The following is a 14,801-nucleotide window of genomic DNA, read 5'->3' on the forward strand; positions in this document are numbered from 1 at the left end:
CGCGGGACAACGCTGTCCCAGCCGTCGCAAGAAACGGCCATTGGGGAAATTCCTTCTGAAATGACCGGGCAGTTTTTGGTATGGTGCAGCTCGTTTTTTAACGGACTGATGTCATGCCCACGGATCGGCACTCATTTATGTCAAAGAGTTGCTGTAGAAATGCCTGAACCCATCCCGATCAAGGACCACGAAAAAGAGACGCGCCTGGTCAACAAACGGCTGATCGCCTGCGCCTTGTTCGTCTTCGCCATCAGTTGCGCCCTTGTCGTGCGCCTGTACATCCTTCAGGTGGTGGAATTCGACTATCACTCGACCATCTCCGAAAACAACCGCGTCCACGTCTTGCCGATCCCGCCGACACGCGGTTTGATCTACGACCGCAATGGCGTGTTGCTCGCCGATAACCGCCCCAGTTTCAACCTGACCATCACCCGCGAACGCGCTAGCGACGTCAATCAAGAACTGGATGAGGTCATCAATCTCCTGCACCTGCCTGCAGAAGATCGCACAGTCTTCGATAAAGCCATGAAGCAGTCCCGCCACCCGTTTACGCCGGTGACGCTGTTCTATGAGCTGACGGAAGAGCAAATTGCCGTACTAGCCGTCAATGAGTTCCGCCTCCCCGGTCTGGATGTCGAGCCACAGTTCGTCCGCCATTACCCACTTGGCGCGCACTTTGCCCACTCGATCGGTTACGTCGGCCGGATCAACGAAAAAGAATCCAAGACCCTCGACTCGGTCGAATATCGCGGTACCCAATCCATTGGCAAAACCGGCATTGAGCGTTTCTACGAAGCGCAGTTACACGGCCACGTCGGTTACGAGGAAGTCGAAACCAACGCCCAGGGTCGCGTACTCCGCGTGCTCAAACACACCGATCCGGTGCCTGGTCAGAACATCGTCCTGAGCCTCGACATCAAGCTGCAGGAAGCTGCCGAAGCCGCGCTTGGCGATCGTCGTGGTTCGGTGGTAGCGCTCGATCCGTCGACCGGCGAAGTGTTGGCCATGGTCAGCAATCCCAGCTTCGATCCGAATCTGTTCGTCACCGGTATCAGCTCCAAGGAATATTCGGCACTGCGAGATTCGATCGACCGGCCTTTGTTCAACCGCGTACTGCGCGGTCTCTATGCACCGGGCTCGACGATCAAGCCAGAGGTGGCCATCGCCGGTCTAGACGCTGGTGTTGTGACGCCGCAAACCCGCGTCTTCGACCCCGGTTATTACCAGCTCCCGGACTTCGATCACAAGTATCGCAACTGGAATCACAGCGGCGACGGTTGGGTAGACATGGACGCGGCAATCATGCGTTCCAATGACACCTATTTCTATGATCTGGCCCACAAGCTCGGTATCGATCGACTGCACGATTACATGGCGATGTTCGGCCTCGGCGAGAAAGTCTCGCTGGACATGTTCGAAGAGTCGCCCGGCCTGATGCCATCGCAAGCATGGAAACGTGCGACCCGCCGGCAAGCCTGGTTCCCTGGCGAAACGGTCATCCTTGGCATCGGCCAGGGCTACATGCAGGTCACGCCGCTGCAACTGGCTCAAGCCACGGCATTGATCGCTAACAAAGGTGTATGGAACCGGCCGCACCTGGCTAAAACCGTCGATGGCGTCGCCCCGGTCGATGAGCATCCGATGCCGAACATCCTGCTCAAGGATCCGCGAGACTGGGAGCAGGTCAATCACGGCATGCAGATGGTGATGCACGATGCCCGGGGTATCGCGCGTGCGGCCGCCGCCGGTGCGCAATATCGCATCGCCGGCAAGAGTGGTACCGCGCAAGTGGTGGCGATCAAGCAGGGCGAGCGATACAACCGCGAGAAAACCCTGGAACGCCATCGCGACAACGCCTTGTTCGTTGGCTTCGCCCCGGCGGAGCATCCGAAGATCGCGATTTCGGTGATGATCGAAAACGGCGAGGCCGGTGGTCGTGTCGCAGGCCCTGTGGTGCGGCAGATCATGGACGCCTGGCTGCTTGATCAGGACGGCCATCTCAAGCCGCAGTACGCCGCGCCGACCAAAGCGCCGGGTGATCCGCACGTTTAACCTTCAACAGTTCACAGTACCGGCTCATGCAAGCTGAGCCGGTACTGTGAACTGTCCTGCAAAGCCTATTTGCAGCGGTAACCCTCGGGCATCGTGACGGTGTAATTGCGCTGCAGACGGTCCTCGAAGTTCAGGTTCTGCAAGCCTTGTTCCACTAGAAAGTCTTCAACCTTGGAGGATTGGCAGTCCTCGTTATAGGACGAAGCGCGGAGCAGGTAGACCGGGCGCTTACTGACTTCATCGCGGGCAGTGGCAACAAAGGTGCTGAGCGTGGTGTAACCGGTGCGCTCCGAGGTCCCTACCGGTCCATAGGTCGTGTTCGGTTTACTCGTGCAGGTCAGTCGATCGTTTTTTTTCTTGCTGGTCTTGCACACGGTAGAGGTGCTGGTCGGCACTTGCCCATAGTCGGTGGCGGTATAGCGGTAGGTCACCTGTCGGCTGCCGACATCGAGGCTGACGGTCATTTTTATCGGCGCATGGTTCTTCGGCAGACTGGCGTCGGTATAGACCTCCTGGAAACCTCTGTCTTTCAGCGCGTTAACCATGTCGCGAAGATAGTAGCGGGCATTAAGAGCGTTTTCGTCGCTGCCACTCGCAGACGTCACCAGCACAATCGCCTTTCGGTCAAAATGATAGTCCGGATCGGGTGTCGCATTTAGCGCTACGCCCATTTGCGTGGCGCAGCCGCTGATCAACGCGGTCAGTAAAAACAGCGCGCAGAGTAAAAACCGGGTCATGACAAAGCCGCCTTATAAACTAAGGATTGAATAAGAGTTAAACGGTGTGGACTGGCGACAATTAACTTGCGCGCCTGCGCAAGGCTCAGTCTTTCTGGTATTCCAGCAAATCGCCTGGCTGGCAATCGAGTGCTGCGCAGAGCTTGTCCAGGGTGGCCATCTTCACGCCCTTGACCTTGCCATTCTTCAGTAATGACAGATTGGCCTCGGTGATGCCCAGCAGGCTGGCCAACTCTTTCGAGCGAATTTTTTGCGTGGCCATGACAACGTCAAGGCGGACGATAATGGTCATTGTATTGTTCTATATGTATTGGCTTTGCTCATCGCTGAGTACTTTTGCATCGCGCATGATAATTGAAAACAAACAGAGCAATACGCCTTTGACAATCTCGTAGGCAGAAGTGGAAGACAGGCCGATCGAGAACTGAAAAATGCGATCTCCAGGCGGCAGATCAATCGACAGTGTCAAGCCTTGCAAGGTCTCTACCAGCGGGTAGGCGGCCGGAGAAATGATGCACAGAATCCCCACTCGCCACAGCAGCTTGATGTTGCGCTCGGTCCAGGTTTCGCCGCGGGATAAGCGCAGGAAAAACAACCCTGTCAGCCAGAGTACGTAGGTCGAAAGCAGAACGGGCAGGAAATCCAGAACGACGAGCAGCGCAGTGACCAGTGGCGAGAGCCATGTGTCAGGGGCAAGCAGCGCACCTTCGACAAACGGATCAAGCAATTGCGGCGAGTTTTCGGCGAAGGCGTAGAGCAGAGCCGCGAGCATTTCATCCGTTTTGAAGAACCAGATCGAAGCGTTGCCACCAACCTCGGTCACCCCCAAAACCCAGACAAGAATCGCTGCCAGTAGTCCGACCCAATGCATGCGTTGCAGTGCCAATCCGTTGTTACGAGTACTCATGAAAAATCCTTGCGGTGTCATTGGGAATGACTAATTCTCGATGTTAAATTATCGAATCGCAATAATAAATTGTTCCTATTTTGTGAAGATCGCTCTTGGTGTCGAGGTGCCGGGGCTACAGCAGCATCTTCAGTGCATTCGCTTTGGGGGATTTCAATGTCGATAGGCTGTCGAATTCGAAGCAAGTCGAGAGCAGAGGAGGGGCGCGATCCACTCGGTGAGCGCTGGTATCGATGACGGGGCAGGGATTGATTAGAGCGGGGACACACGCCACAGGCATGCTTCAGTCGCCCGCTCGTATAGGGCTTACTTGATTTCGGTAATGAAGTTTTCCCGCGAGCGGCGAACCTTTTTCAAGTTGACCGACCAGTCCCCCTCAGTTGCTTGAGGAAAGTTTGCGCAGTGGTGCACCTGTCGTGTGCGCGAGTGTGCACAGGGCCGAGTCGTAACGGCCTGAGCAGAACATGATCACGCGCAACGCATTGCACGGGCGTTAACCCACATTTGAAATGCATTCCGATGTGGGATAGAGCCTGCTCGCGAAAGATCCCTCAACACCGCCGCAAAAATCAGGCCCCCGGCACCGGGCAGCTCATGTCACCTTCTTCACACTTCAAATACTGTTTCAGCGCCTCAACCCGCACCTTGGTCACGCTCGTCAGGCAGTTGCTGTAGATCAACGGATAAACGCTCCCGCCAGTAACTCCGGACGATGAAAACTTGCACTCTGCATCGCGAAACCCGATCCACGCCCGTTGTGCACTGACCAACAGCTTCTTGCCATCCGGGTTGTCCTTCAAACGCCCGGTGATTTGCTGATACACCGCGTTCAACGCCTTGTCCGCCGCTTTGAATTCCTCCCCGGCGCATTGATTCATCGTCGCCTGATCGCTGGCATTCGCGCAGTCGACGGCGGCTTGGGCGAGGGGAGTCAACAGAAAGGGTGTCAGGGCCAGAAGCAGGCGTGGGGACATGGTCAAATCTCGCTGTATCGAAGGTAAGTGCCGAGCAGTGTAGCGGCTGTGTCGCGTCTATTCTTGCGGGCGCATTCGGGAAGCCGCGAGCAAACGGTCGGCGGTCGCCGCAATCTCTTCACCGTCGTGCAGCTTTTCCAGCCAGTGTTCAGGAATCCCCCGCACGCCGTAATAGGCGCCGGCCAACTGACCGGTAATCGCGGCGGTGGTGTCGGCGTCATCGCCCAGGTTGGCGGCTTGCAAAATGGCGGCTTCGAAGCTGTTCGTGTGATGAAAGCACCACAACGCCGCTTCCAGCGACTGTACGCTGTAGCCGCTGCCCTTGATGTCCGTCTCGGACAGGCTGAGATAATCGCCACGCGCGATGGAAGCGACCTTGGGCTGCGAGAAACTGGCGAGTGGCAGTTGACGCAGTTCTGCTTTGCTCGCGCCTTCAAGCGCACTGGCGATCACCGCGGCCAACAATTGGCAGCATTCGATGGCTTCAGGTGCTGCGTGGGTGGTTCGCGAGCTGTCGGCGGCAAAGCTCTGGATTTGCCGGGCGTCGGGAAAGTAGAACAGCACCACCGGTACCAGGCGCATCAGCGAACCGTTGCCGGCGCTGTACGGGTCGGTCGAACCGGCGAAGGGATCAGCGGTTTGTTGATATTGCGCCAGCGCCTGACTGACGGTCATGCCGATATCGAAACACTCACCGGTCGAACTCAGATAACCCCATTGCCACCAGTTGAGGTAGCGGCCCATTTGATCAGCAGCATTGAAACCATTTTTGTTCAACAGGCTTTCCGCCAGACACAGCGCCATCGAGGTGTCATCGGTCCATTGCCCGGGCTTGAGGTGGAATGGGCCACCACCGATCATATCGGTCAACGGTTGGAATGATCCCCGTGGTTTGAACTCAACCGTAGTACCGACAGCGTCGCCGCACGCAAGACCGAGCAGAGCACCGCGGTAACGTTCAGCGAGGGATGGCGGCATGATTCGTCCTTGTAGATTCAAATTCGCTGGAAAAGGTAACAGTTTCGTTGGGCGCAGGGTGTCTGGAACCATCACGGCACCGGTAAAAAAGTGCAGCTTGATGTGTCCTTGCTGGTGAACGACTGCACCGCCCTGATACAACTTCACATTGGACATGTGGTCATACAGGCCTAGTGTTCAGAACAGGAGGTGACGTATGAAACCAGTACCCAATAGTTTCGAACGCAAAATCACGCTCAAGGCGCCGCGTTCGCATGTCTGGCGTGCATTGGTCGATGCCGAAGCGTTTGGCCAGTGGTTTGGGGTGGCGCTTGAGGGCAGACGGTTTATTGCCGGTGAATGGACGCAAGGGCAGGTCACGTATCCAGGTTATGAACATGTGTTGTGGAATGTGCTGATCGAGCGGGTCGAGCCGCAGCAGTTGTTTTCGTTTCGCTGGCATCCGTATGCAGTCAATCCGAAGATCGACTATTCCCAGGAGCCGACCACGCTGGTCAGGTTCGAGCTGGCAGATTTCGAGGGTGGTACGCTGCTGAAGGTCTCTGAATCGGGCTTCGCGCACATTCCCGACATTCGCCAGAAAGAGGCGTATTACATGGACAGCCGTGGCTGGGAAGAACAGTTGAGCCGACTCGAACAGTTTCTTGTCGAGAGCGCCAAGGCCCGCGAGCGTGACGGTGGCTGATATTTTCGAACCTTGGCTCGAGCGCTGGGCACTGCTGCCGGACGGTGCGCCGATCATCACACCCGGCAGCCGTTTGTTGCCGGTACGCCTGAACGACACGCCGGCGATGCTCAAGATTGCGCTGGATGTCGACGAGAAGTACGGCAATCGGTTGATGACCTGGTGGGGCGGTGATGGTGCTGCGCAAGTGTTGGCGCATCACGAAGATGGCTTGCTGATGGAGCGCGCCATGGGCAGCCGCTCGCTGATGCACATGGCGATGAACGGCGAAGACGTCGAGGCGAGCCGGATTCTGTGTTCGGCGCTGGCGCGATTGCATGCACCGCGCGAAACGCCGCCTCCGCCGTTGGTGGAGTTGCGGCCATGGTTTGCTTCGCTGCGCGTTGCTGCTGACCAACATGACGGTCTCTACAGCCTGAGCCTGCAAACCGCCGAAACCCTGCTCGCCGATCCACAGGATGTGGTGGTGCTGCATGGCGATATGCACCACGACAATGTGCTGTATTTCCAATCGCGCGGCTGGCTGGCCATCGATCCGAAACGGGTCAGGGGCGAGCGCGGTTTTGATTACGCCAACCTGATTTGCAACCCGGACTTGCCGACAGCCACCGATCCCCAGCGCTTTCGCCGGCAACTGGATGTGATTGTCGAGGCTGCCGGGCTTGATCGACGCAGGCTGCTGCAATGGGTATTGGCGTTTTCCGGTTTGTCTGCAGCCTGGTTTTTGGAGGATGACGCGCTGGAACAGGCCTCGGGGCAACTGAAAATCGCGCAGATCGCGGCGTCCATGCTCGATGCCTGACACGGCTAGGGGTTTTCGGAAGGGTTGCTATGGCGAATGTCTTACACGCACTGGTAGCTTTTACGACTATTGCCGATTGGATCCAGTGGGTAATCTACACACATCAACTGAGACACAGGGAGTGTTTCAGGATCACGGATGATCGACCATTTGCAAGGATCGCTGCCGACAGGGAGTCGATAATGGTCTTGGGAAAAACCCGCTTCGGCGGGTTTTTTTTCGTCCACAGAAAAGTGCATTGCTCTAACAGAAACACCGCCGAATGGCGGTGTTTCTGCATCCGCAGATCTTACGATGCGATCAGTTGGCGCAGGACGTAATGCAGAATCCCGCCCGACTTGAAGTACTCCACCTCATTCAACGTATCGATCCGGCACAGCACCTCGATCTTTTCCTGACGCCCATCCTCACGGGTGATCACCAGCGGCAAATTCATCCGCGGTGTCAGCTCGACGCCGGTCAGCCCTTGGATCTCAAAGGTTTCCTTGCCGGTGAGGTTGAGGCTCTTGCGATTCTGATCGAGCTTGAACTGCAGCGGCAATACGCCCATGCCCACCAGATTGGAACGGTGAATCCGCTCGAAGCTTTCGGCGATCACCGCTTTCACCCCCAACAGATTGGTGCCCTTGGCCGCCCAGTCGCGGCTGGAACCGGTGCCGTATTCTTGCCCGGCAATCACCACCAGCGGCGTGCCCGAAGCCTGATACTTCATCGCCGCGTCGTAGATCGCCAGTTTCTCGCCGGTCGGAATGTAGATCGTGTTGCCACCTTCTTCACCACCGAGCATTTCATTGCGGATACGGATATTGGCGAAGGTGCCGCGCATCATCACTTCATGATTGCCGCGACGTGAGCCGTAAGAGTTGAAGTCCCGAGGCTCGACACCCTTTTCGCGCAGATAACGTCCGGCCGGGCTGTCAGCCTTGATGTTGCCGGCAGGGGAGATGTGGTCGGTGGTTACCGAATCGCCGAGCAGGGCCAACACCCGCGCACCTTTGACATCCTTGATTTCCGGCAGCGGACCGGAAATGTCGTCGAAGAACGGCGGATGCTGGATGTAGGTCGAATCGTCCTGCCACACATACGTCGCCGCTTGCGGCACTTCGATGGCTTGCCACTGTTCATCGCCAGCGAACACCTCGGCGTATTCCTTGTGGAACATTGCCGTGCTGACCTGATTCACCGCATCGGCGATCTCTTTGCTGCTTGGCCAGATATCCCGCAGATACACCGGATTGCCTTGCTGATCTTCGCCCAGCGGTTCGCTGCTGATGTCGCTGCGCACGCTGCCGGCCAAAGCGTAGGCGACCACCAAGGGCGGCGAGGCCAGCCAGTTGGTTTTCACCAACGGGTGCACGCGGCCTTCGAAGTTGCGGTTACCGGAGAGCACGGATGCCACGGTGAGATCGGCTTTCTGGATGGCTTTCTCGATCGGTTCCGGCAGCGGCCCGGAGTTGCCGATGCAGGTGGTGCAGCCGTAGCCGACCAGTGAAAACCCGAGCTGATCGAGGTATTGCGTCAACCCCGCAGCCTTGTAGTAGTCGGTGACCACTTTCGAACCCGGCGCCAGCGAACTCTTCACCCACGGTTTGCGGGTCAGGCCTTTCTCCACGGCTTTTTTCGCCAGCAGCCCGGCGGCCATCATCACGCTCGGGTTGGAGGTGTTGGTGCAGGAGGTGATCGCGGCAATGACCACGGCGCCGTTTTTCAGGCGATAGGTGTGGCCTTCGTACTCGTATTCGGTTTCGCCGACCAGATCGGCATTCCCTACCGCGACACCGCCACCGCCCTCACTTTCCAGGCGTCCTTCTTCTTTGCTGGTGGGTTTGAATTGCAGATCGATGAAGTCGCTGAAGGCTTGCGGCACATTCGGCAGCGAGACACGATCCTGCGGTCGTTTCGGGCCGGCCAGACTGGCTTCGACGCTGCCCATGTCCAGCGCCAGACTGTCGGTGAACACCGGTTCCTGACCGGGTAGGCGCCACAGACCCTGAGCCTTGGTGTAGGCCTCCACCAGCTTCACCACCTCAGGCGGCCGACCGGACAGGCGCAAGTATTCCAGCGTCACGTCATCAACCGGGAAGAAGCCGCACGTCGCGCCATATTCCGGGGCCATGTTGGCGATGGTCGCACGGTCGGCCAGGGGCAGATCAGCGAGGCCGTCACCGTAGAATTCGACGAATTTGCCCACTACGCCTTTCTTGCGCAGCATCTGTGTGACGGTCAGCACCAGGTCAGTTGCAGTGATGCCTTCCTTGAGTTTGCCGGTCAGTTTGAAACCGATCACCTCCGGAATCAGCATCGACACCGGTTGCCCGAGCATCGCCGCTTCGGCTTCGATCCCGCCGACGCCCCAGCCGAGTACGCCGAGACCGTTGATCATGGTGGTGTGCGAGTCGGTGCCGACCAGCGTGTCGGGGAAGGCGTAGGTGCGGCCGTCCTCATCCTTGGTCCACACGGTGCGGCCGAGGTATTCAAGGTTGACCTGGTGACAGATGCCGGTGCCCGGCGGCACCACGCTGAAGTTGTCGAAGGCGCTTTGGCCCCAACGCAGGAAGGCATAACGTTCGCCATTACGTTGCATCTCGATGTCGACGTTCTGCTCGAACGCGCTGGCGGTGGCGAACTTGTCGACCATTACCGAGTGGTCGATCACCAGATCCACTGGCGACAACGGATTGATTCGCTGCGGATCGCCGCCGGCCTTGGCCATCGCTGCGCGCATGGCGGCGAGGTCGACCACGGCGGGTACGCCGGTAAAGTCTTGCATCAAGACGCGGGCAGGGCGGTACTGGATCTCCCGGTCGGAGCGACGCTCCTTGAGCCACGCGGCAATGGCCTTGAGGTCGGCACCGGTGACGGTTTTTTCATCTTCCCAGCGCAGCAGGTTTTCCAGCAGGACTTTCAGCGACATCGGCAGCTTGTCGAGGTCGCCCAGGCTTTTGGCGGCATCCGGCAAACTGAAATAGTGGTAGGTCTTGTCGTCGATTTGCAGGGTTTTGAGCGTTTTCAGGCTATCGAGGGACGGCATTACAATCACTCCTTTGAATCCGCACGGCTACGGATTGAGGGGACGGGCAGAGCTATCAACGTAGCCCTGTTTTCATTAGCTGGCTAATAACTGGACTCTATGGGCAAGTCCAAGGTTCCGACATCGGCTATCATGCGCCGGTTTTCGTGACAGGCTTTGCTTCAGCGCAAGGCCTGAGCATCGCGCAGGGGCCGAATCACCGCCCTCTGCCCAGGAGTAAGAATGAACACCCTATTCATGCATTGCCGGCCAGGCTTCGAAGGCGAAGTCTGTTCGGAGATTTCCGACCTCGCCGCCCAACTCAATGTGGCCGGCTACGCCAAGGCGAAAGCGGCCACCGCGTGCGCCGAGTTTGTCTGCACCGAAGAAGACGGCGCCGAGCGCCTGATGCGCGGCCAGCGTTTTGCCGAGTTGATCTTCCCGCGCCAATGGGCGCGCGGCGTCTTCATCGATCTGCCGGAAAACGATCGCATCAGTGTGATCCTTGCGCATATGGCGGATTTTCCGGTGTGCGGCAGCCTGTGGCTGGAGGTCGTCGACACCAACGACGGCAAAGAGCTGTCGAACTTTTGCAAGAAATTCGAAGGTCCGCTGCGCAAGGCTCTGATCGGTGCCGGCAAACTGGTGGAAGACGCGAATAAACCGCGACTGCTGCTGACCTTCAAGAGCGGTCGTGAAGTGTTTCTCGGCATGGCCGATGCCGGTAATTCGGCGATGTGGCCGATGGGCATTCCGCGCTTGAAGTTCCCGCGTGAGGCGCCCAGCCGTTCGACGCTGAAGCTGGAAGAGGCGTGGCACCATTTCATCCCGCGTGATCAGTGGGAAGATCGCCTGCACAGCGACATGACTGGTGTTGATCTCGGCGCTGCGCCGGGTGGCTGGACCTGGCAACTGGTCAATCGCGGCATGCTGGTGACCGCCATCGACAACGGCCCTATGGCGGAAAGCCTGATGGACACTGGTCTGGTGCAGCACCTGATGGCCGACGGTTTTACCTTCAAGCCCAAGCAACCGGTGGACTGGATGGTCTGCGACATCGTCGAGAAACCGGCGCGTAATGCCGCGATGCTTGAAGAGTGGATCGGCGAGGGGCATTGCCGCGAGGCGGTGGTTAATCTGAAGTTGCCGATGAAACAGCGTTACGCCGAAGTGAAGCGCTTGCTCGAACGCATTGCCGATGGTTTCAAGGCGCGCGGGATCAAGGTCGATATCGGCTGCAAGCAGCTGTATCACGACCGCGAAGAAGTGACCTGCCACTTGCGTCGTCACGATACCAAGAAAGCCAAATCCCGCTGATACACCGCAAAGCCCCTGTAGGAGCTGCCGCAGGCTGCGATCTTTTGATCTTAAAAAGCAAAGATCGCAGCCTTCGGCAGCTCCTACACAGGGTGTTGCGTAACGCCACAGATGACCGAATACCTGGCAATGCGCGACAATGCCGGCCAGTTTCAGGAGTGAATCATGAGTGAAATGATCGATACCCCGGTCGATGGCACCCTTGACGCCACCGGCCTCAATTGCCCGGAGCCAGTGATGATGCTGCACCAGCACATCCGTGACCTGGTACCTGGCGGCCTGCTCAAGGTGATCGCCACCGACCCGTCGACGAAACGCGATATCCCCAAGTTCTGCGTGTTTCTCGACCATGAGTTGGTGAGCCAGCACGAAGAGGCCGGTACTTATCTGTACTGGATTCGCAAGAAACACGCCTGAATCCCAGGCAAACGCAAAACCAAATGTGGGAGCGAGCCTGCTCGCGAAGCGGTATCTCAGTCACTATTGATGGCGACTGATTCACCGCATTCGCCAGCAGGCTGGCTCCCACATTTTTTGTCCCGGTTTTAAGGGTTTAGCCCGCCGAGCGACTGATCCGAATACGCTTGCGTGCACTGCGTGTCAGGCGGATCGACAGCATCAACGCCGCGCAGCTCAGGCCAACGATCAGCCCCTGCCACAAGCCGCTCGGGCCGCGTGGCTCGCCGAGCCAGTCGGTCAGGCCGAGGGCGTAACCCACCGGCAAACCAATCCCCCAATAGGCGAACAGGGTCAGGATCATCGTCACCCGCGTGTCCTGATAACCGCGCAGTGCGCCGGCAGCGGTTACCTGAATCGCGTCGGAAAACTGGAACAGCGCCGAGTACACAATCAGCATCGCCGCAATGTGAATCACCGTCGGGTCAGCGGTGTAGATCGCCGCAATCGGCTCGCGCAGCAACAGCATCATGCTCGCCGACAGACAGGCGTAGGCCAGCGCGGTGCCCATACCGACGCCAGCGGCAAAGCGCGCCTCACGCGGTTCTTCGCGACCCAATGCCTGACCGACGCGCACGGTCACCGCCATGCCCAACGAGTAGGGAATCATGAACACCAGCGAACTGACGTTCAGCGCAATCTGGTGCCCGGCCACTACCGTGGCGCCGAGGCTGCCGATCAACAACGCAATCACGGCAAAAATACTCGACTCGGCAAACACGGCGATGCCGATCGGCAGACCAATTGCCAGCAGACGCTTGATCGCTGCCCATTGCGGCCAGTCGAAACGGCTGAAGATTTCGCTCGAACGATAGGCCGGCGCCCAGCGCTCATAACCGGCCAGCCCCAGCGCCATCACCCACATCACAATCGCCGTGGCCCATCCGCAGCCAACGCCGCCCATCGCCGGCACGCCGAAGTGGCCATAGATGAAGATGTAGTTCAGCGGAATGTTCAGCGCCAGACCGCACAGGCCCAGCACCATCGCTGGACGCGTACGGCCAATGCCGTCACTGGTGCAACGCAACACGTGATAGAACGCCACTGCTGGCAGACCGCTGGCGATGCCGTGCAGGTATTGCATGCACGGGCCGATCAGTTCGGGATCGACCTTCATCAGGTGCAGCACCGGTTCGGCGGCCACCAGCATCGCCGTCGCAATCAGTCCGACCACCAGTGCCAGCCACAACGCCTGACGTACAAGCGGGCCGATTTCGCTGTGGGTACCGGCACCGAAGCGCTGGGCAACTTTCGGCGTGGTTGCCAGCAGGGTGCCGGTCATCAGCAGAAACACCGGCACCCAGATCGAGTTGCCTAGCGCAACGGCCGCCAGATCCTTTGGCCCGACGCGGCCAGCCATCACCGCATCGACGAAGCCCATGGCCGTGGTCGCCAGTTGCGCGATGATGATCGGCAACGCGAGGGCGAGCAGGTTCTTGAACTCCAGGCGAATCCGCGCCGGGCGGGTGAGGGAAACAGCGACAGGTTGATCAGTTACAGAATTCACGGGCAAAACGTCCACAGGTGTTGATGCGCAAGGCGCCGCATTCTACGCCGCTGACGCCTTGGTCAGGAAAAATCCTCTGTTGCGGATTTGTAAGCGCAAAGCTCGCTGGCTCAGCGACCGATCTGCACCTAAACTGCCGATCCGCCAAAGGAGCCCGCCATGCTGATTGTTGCCGACGAAAATATCCCGCTGCTCGATGCCTTTTTTGCCGGTTTCGGCGAGATCCGCCGGGTGCCGGGCCGTTCCATCGACCGAGCGACGGTCGAGCAGGCTGACGTATTGCTTGTGCGCTCGGTGACCAACGTCAACCGTGCTTTGCTGGAAGGTAGCAAGGTGCGCTTTGTCGGCACCTGCACCATCGGCACTGATCATCTGGATCTCGACTACTTCAACGAGGCCGGCATAACCTGGTCGAGTGCGCCTGGCTGCAATGCCCGCGGCGTGGTTGATTACGTGCTGGGCAGTCTGATGACACTCGCCGAAATCGAAGGCGTCGATCTGACTCAGCGCACCTACGGGGTCGTCGGCGCGGGTGAGGTCGGTGGACGGCTGATCAAGGTCCTGAAGGGCCTGGGCTGGAGCGTCAAAGTCTGCGACCCGCCACGGCAGGCTGCCGAAGGCGGCGATTACGTCAACCTCGAGCAGATCATCGAGCAGTGCGATGTGATCAGTTTGCACACGCCGCTGACGCGCAGCGGCGACGGCGCGACCTGGCATCTGTTTGATCAGCAACGTTTGCAGCAACTCAAGCCCGGCGCATGGCTGATCAACGCGGCCCGTGGTCCTGTGGTGGATAACCTTGCTCTACGCGAAGTGTTGCTGGAGCGTGAAGACCTGCAAGCCGTTCTCGATGTCTGGGAAGCAGAACCTGAAGTGGATGTTGCGCTGGCCGAACTCTGCGTCTTGGCCACCCCGCACATTGCCGGTTATAGCCTTGATGGCAAACAGCGCGGAACGGCGCAGATCTATCAGGCTTACTGCACATTCCTCGGTCAAGCTGCGAGCATTCAACTCAGTGATCTGTTGCCGGTACCGTGGTTATCGGAAGTTTCCCTGCACGGTGACAGCGATCCGGCCTGGGCGCTGGCGATGTTGTGCCGTGGGGTGTACGACCCGCGCCGCGATGACGCGGATTTTCGCCGCAGCCTCGTAGGCAATGTCGGCGAGCAGCGTGCGGCGTTCGACGTGTTGCGCAAGCAGTACCCAGTGCGCCGTGAGATTGAAGGACTGAAGGTGCGCATTGAAGGGGATTCGCCGGCGTTGGCGAAGATCGTGTCGGCGCTGGGTGCGGTAGCTGTCTAGAAAGCGAGATGGGCGATTCGCGAGCTTGCTCGCGAATGCCGCGCCACAAATACCTGATCTGCAGACAGAAAAAA

The 14,801-nt window shown here is 58.7% G+C and carries 13 protein-coding genes; 6 read left to right on the plus strand and 7 right to left on the minus strand.

Features of this window, described 5'->3' with window-relative positions; genetic code table 11:
- Positions 1-159: 159 nt before the first annotated feature.
- Positions 160-2,052: a penicillin-binding protein 2 gene (gene mrdA / locus ACM6JQ_RS03900; RefSeq protein ID WP_095114290.1), complete on the plus strand. Its 1,893-nt coding sequence runs from the start codon at positions 160-162 to the stop codon at positions 2,050-2,052.
- A gap of 65 nt (positions 2,053-2,117) precedes the next feature.
- Here the strand turns inward: mrdA and ACM6JQ_RS03905 are convergent, their stop codons facing one another.
- The 5 genes from ACM6JQ_RS03905 to ACM6JQ_RS03925 form a co-directional block, all read right to left on the minus strand.
- Positions 2,118-2,789 (minus strand): hypothetical protein, encoded by a 672-nt coding sequence (locus ACM6JQ_RS03905; protein WP_095114291.1) that lies wholly within the window; start codon positions 2,787-2,789, stop codon positions 2,118-2,120.
- An 85-nt stretch (positions 2,790-2,874) separates the two neighbouring features.
- Entirely contained in the window at positions 2,875-3,081 is a 207-nt protein-coding gene (locus ACM6JQ_RS03910; protein WP_007910409.1) for a helix-turn-helix domain-containing protein, read from the minus strand.
- Between the two features lie 9 nt (positions 3,082-3,090).
- Positions 3,091-3,675, minus strand: a complete 585-nt coding sequence (locus tag ACM6JQ_RS03915) for a hypothetical protein (RefSeq protein ID WP_256588454.1) — start codon at positions 3,673-3,675, stop codon at positions 3,091-3,093.
- Positions 3,676-4,265: 590 nt separating this feature from the next.
- Complete coding sequence (locus ACM6JQ_RS03920; RefSeq protein WP_095114292.1) at positions 4,266-4,670, minus strand: lysozyme inhibitor LprI family protein; 405 nt, start codon at positions 4,668-4,670, stop codon at positions 4,266-4,268.
- A 57-nt stretch (positions 4,671-4,727) separates the two neighbouring features.
- Entirely contained in the window at positions 4,728-5,648 is a 921-nt protein-coding gene (locus tag ACM6JQ_RS03925; RefSeq protein ID WP_007910415.1) for an ADP-ribosylglycohydrolase family protein, read from the minus strand.
- Positions 5,649-5,844: 196 nt separating this feature from the next.
- Here ACM6JQ_RS03925 and ACM6JQ_RS03930 point away from each other — a divergent pair, with 196 nt between their 5' ends.
- Together ACM6JQ_RS03930 and ACM6JQ_RS03935 are read left to right on the plus strand one after the other, a co-directional pair.
- Positions 5,845-6,333: an SRPBCC family protein gene (locus tag ACM6JQ_RS03930; protein WP_007910417.1), complete on the plus strand. Its 489-nt coding sequence runs from the start codon at positions 5,845-5,847 to the stop codon at positions 6,331-6,333.
- On the plus strand, positions 6,320-7,135 hold the full coding sequence (locus tag ACM6JQ_RS03935) for an aminoglycoside phosphotransferase family protein (RefSeq protein ID WP_414893257.1): 816 nt from the start codon (positions 6,320-6,322) through the stop codon (positions 7,133-7,135). Before ACM6JQ_RS03930 ends, ACM6JQ_RS03935 begins: the two co-directional genes overlap by 14 nt.
- A gap of 289 nt (positions 7,136-7,424) precedes the next feature.
- Here ACM6JQ_RS03935 and acnA read toward each other — a convergent pair whose 3' ends face one another.
- On the minus strand, positions 7,425-10,166 hold the full coding sequence (acnA, locus tag ACM6JQ_RS03940; RefSeq protein ID WP_095114295.1) for an aconitate hydratase AcnA: 2,742 nt from the start codon (positions 10,164-10,166) through the stop codon (positions 7,425-7,427).
- A gap of 222 nt (positions 10,167-10,388) precedes the next feature.
- Between acnA and rlmM the strand changes: the two genes are divergently transcribed.
- Positions 10,389-11,462 (plus strand): 23S rRNA (cytidine(2498)-2'-O)-methyltransferase RlmM, encoded by a 1,074-nt coding sequence (gene rlmM, locus ACM6JQ_RS03945; RefSeq protein ID WP_095114296.1) that lies wholly within the window; start codon positions 10,389-10,391, stop codon positions 11,460-11,462.
- Between the two features lie 165 nt (positions 11,463-11,627).
- Entirely contained in the window at positions 11,628-11,879 is a 252-nt protein-coding gene (gene tusA / locus ACM6JQ_RS03950; RefSeq protein WP_007910424.1) for a sulfurtransferase TusA, read from the plus strand.
- Positions 11,880-12,015: 136 nt separating this feature from the next.
- On the opposite strand, the gene ACM6JQ_RS03955 is transcribed toward tusA, so the two are convergent.
- Positions 12,016-13,425, minus strand: a complete 1,410-nt coding sequence (locus ACM6JQ_RS03955; RefSeq protein WP_414893258.1) for an MATE family efflux transporter — start codon at positions 13,423-13,425, stop codon at positions 12,016-12,018.
- Positions 13,426-13,584: 159 nt separating this feature from the next.
- Here ACM6JQ_RS03955 and pdxB point away from each other — a divergent pair, with 159 nt between their 5' ends.
- The gene (gene pdxB, locus ACM6JQ_RS03960; protein WP_414893259.1) at positions 13,585-14,727 is read left to right on the plus strand and encodes a 4-phosphoerythronate dehydrogenase PdxB; all 1,143 of its coding nucleotides are present in this window, start codon (positions 13,585-13,587) and stop codon (positions 14,725-14,727) included.
- The last annotated feature ends 74 nt before the right edge of the window (positions 14,728-14,801 follow it).

It is taken from the genome of Pseudomonas sp. IT-232MI5 (assembly GCF_949767845.1).
Lineage (GTDB): Bacteria > Pseudomonadota > Gammaproteobacteria > Pseudomonadales > Pseudomonadaceae > Aquipseudomonas.

Bases quoted from the DNA above. Each gene is read 5' to 3' on its own strand.
- mrdA (WP_095114290.1), top strand. From the start codon at position 160: ATGCCTGAACCCATCCCGATCAAGGACCACGAAAAAGAGACGCGCCTG.
- ACM6JQ_RS03905 (WP_095114291.1), bottom strand. From the start codon at position 2,789: ATGACCCGGTTTTTACTCTGCGCGCTGTTTTTACTGACCGCGTTGATC.
- ACM6JQ_RS03910 (WP_007910409.1), bottom strand. From the start codon at position 3,081: ATGACCATTATCGTCCGCCTTGACGTTGTCATGGCCACGCAAAAAATT.
- ACM6JQ_RS03920 (WP_095114292.1), bottom strand. From the start codon at position 4,670: ATGTCCCCACGCCTGCTTCTGGCCCTGACACCCTTTCTGTTGACTCCC.
- ACM6JQ_RS03925 (WP_007910415.1), bottom strand. From the start codon at position 5,648: ATGCCGCCATCCCTCGCTGAACGTTACCGCGGTGCTCTGCTCGGTCTT.
- ACM6JQ_RS03930 (WP_007910417.1), top strand. From the start codon at position 5,845: ATGAAACCAGTACCCAATAGTTTCGAACGCAAAATCACGCTCAAGGCG.
- acnA (WP_095114295.1), bottom strand. From the start codon at position 10,166: ATGCCGTCCCTCGATAGCCTGAAAACGCTCAAAACCCTGCAAATCGAC.
- rlmM (WP_095114296.1), top strand. From the start codon at position 10,389: ATGAACACCCTATTCATGCATTGCCGGCCAGGCTTCGAAGGCGAAGTC.
- tusA (WP_007910424.1), top strand. From the start codon at position 11,628: ATGAGTGAAATGATCGATACCCCGGTCGATGGCACCCTTGACGCCACC.
- pdxB (WP_414893259.1), top strand. From the start codon at position 13,585: ATGCTGATTGTTGCCGACGAAAATATCCCGCTGCTCGATGCCTTTTTT.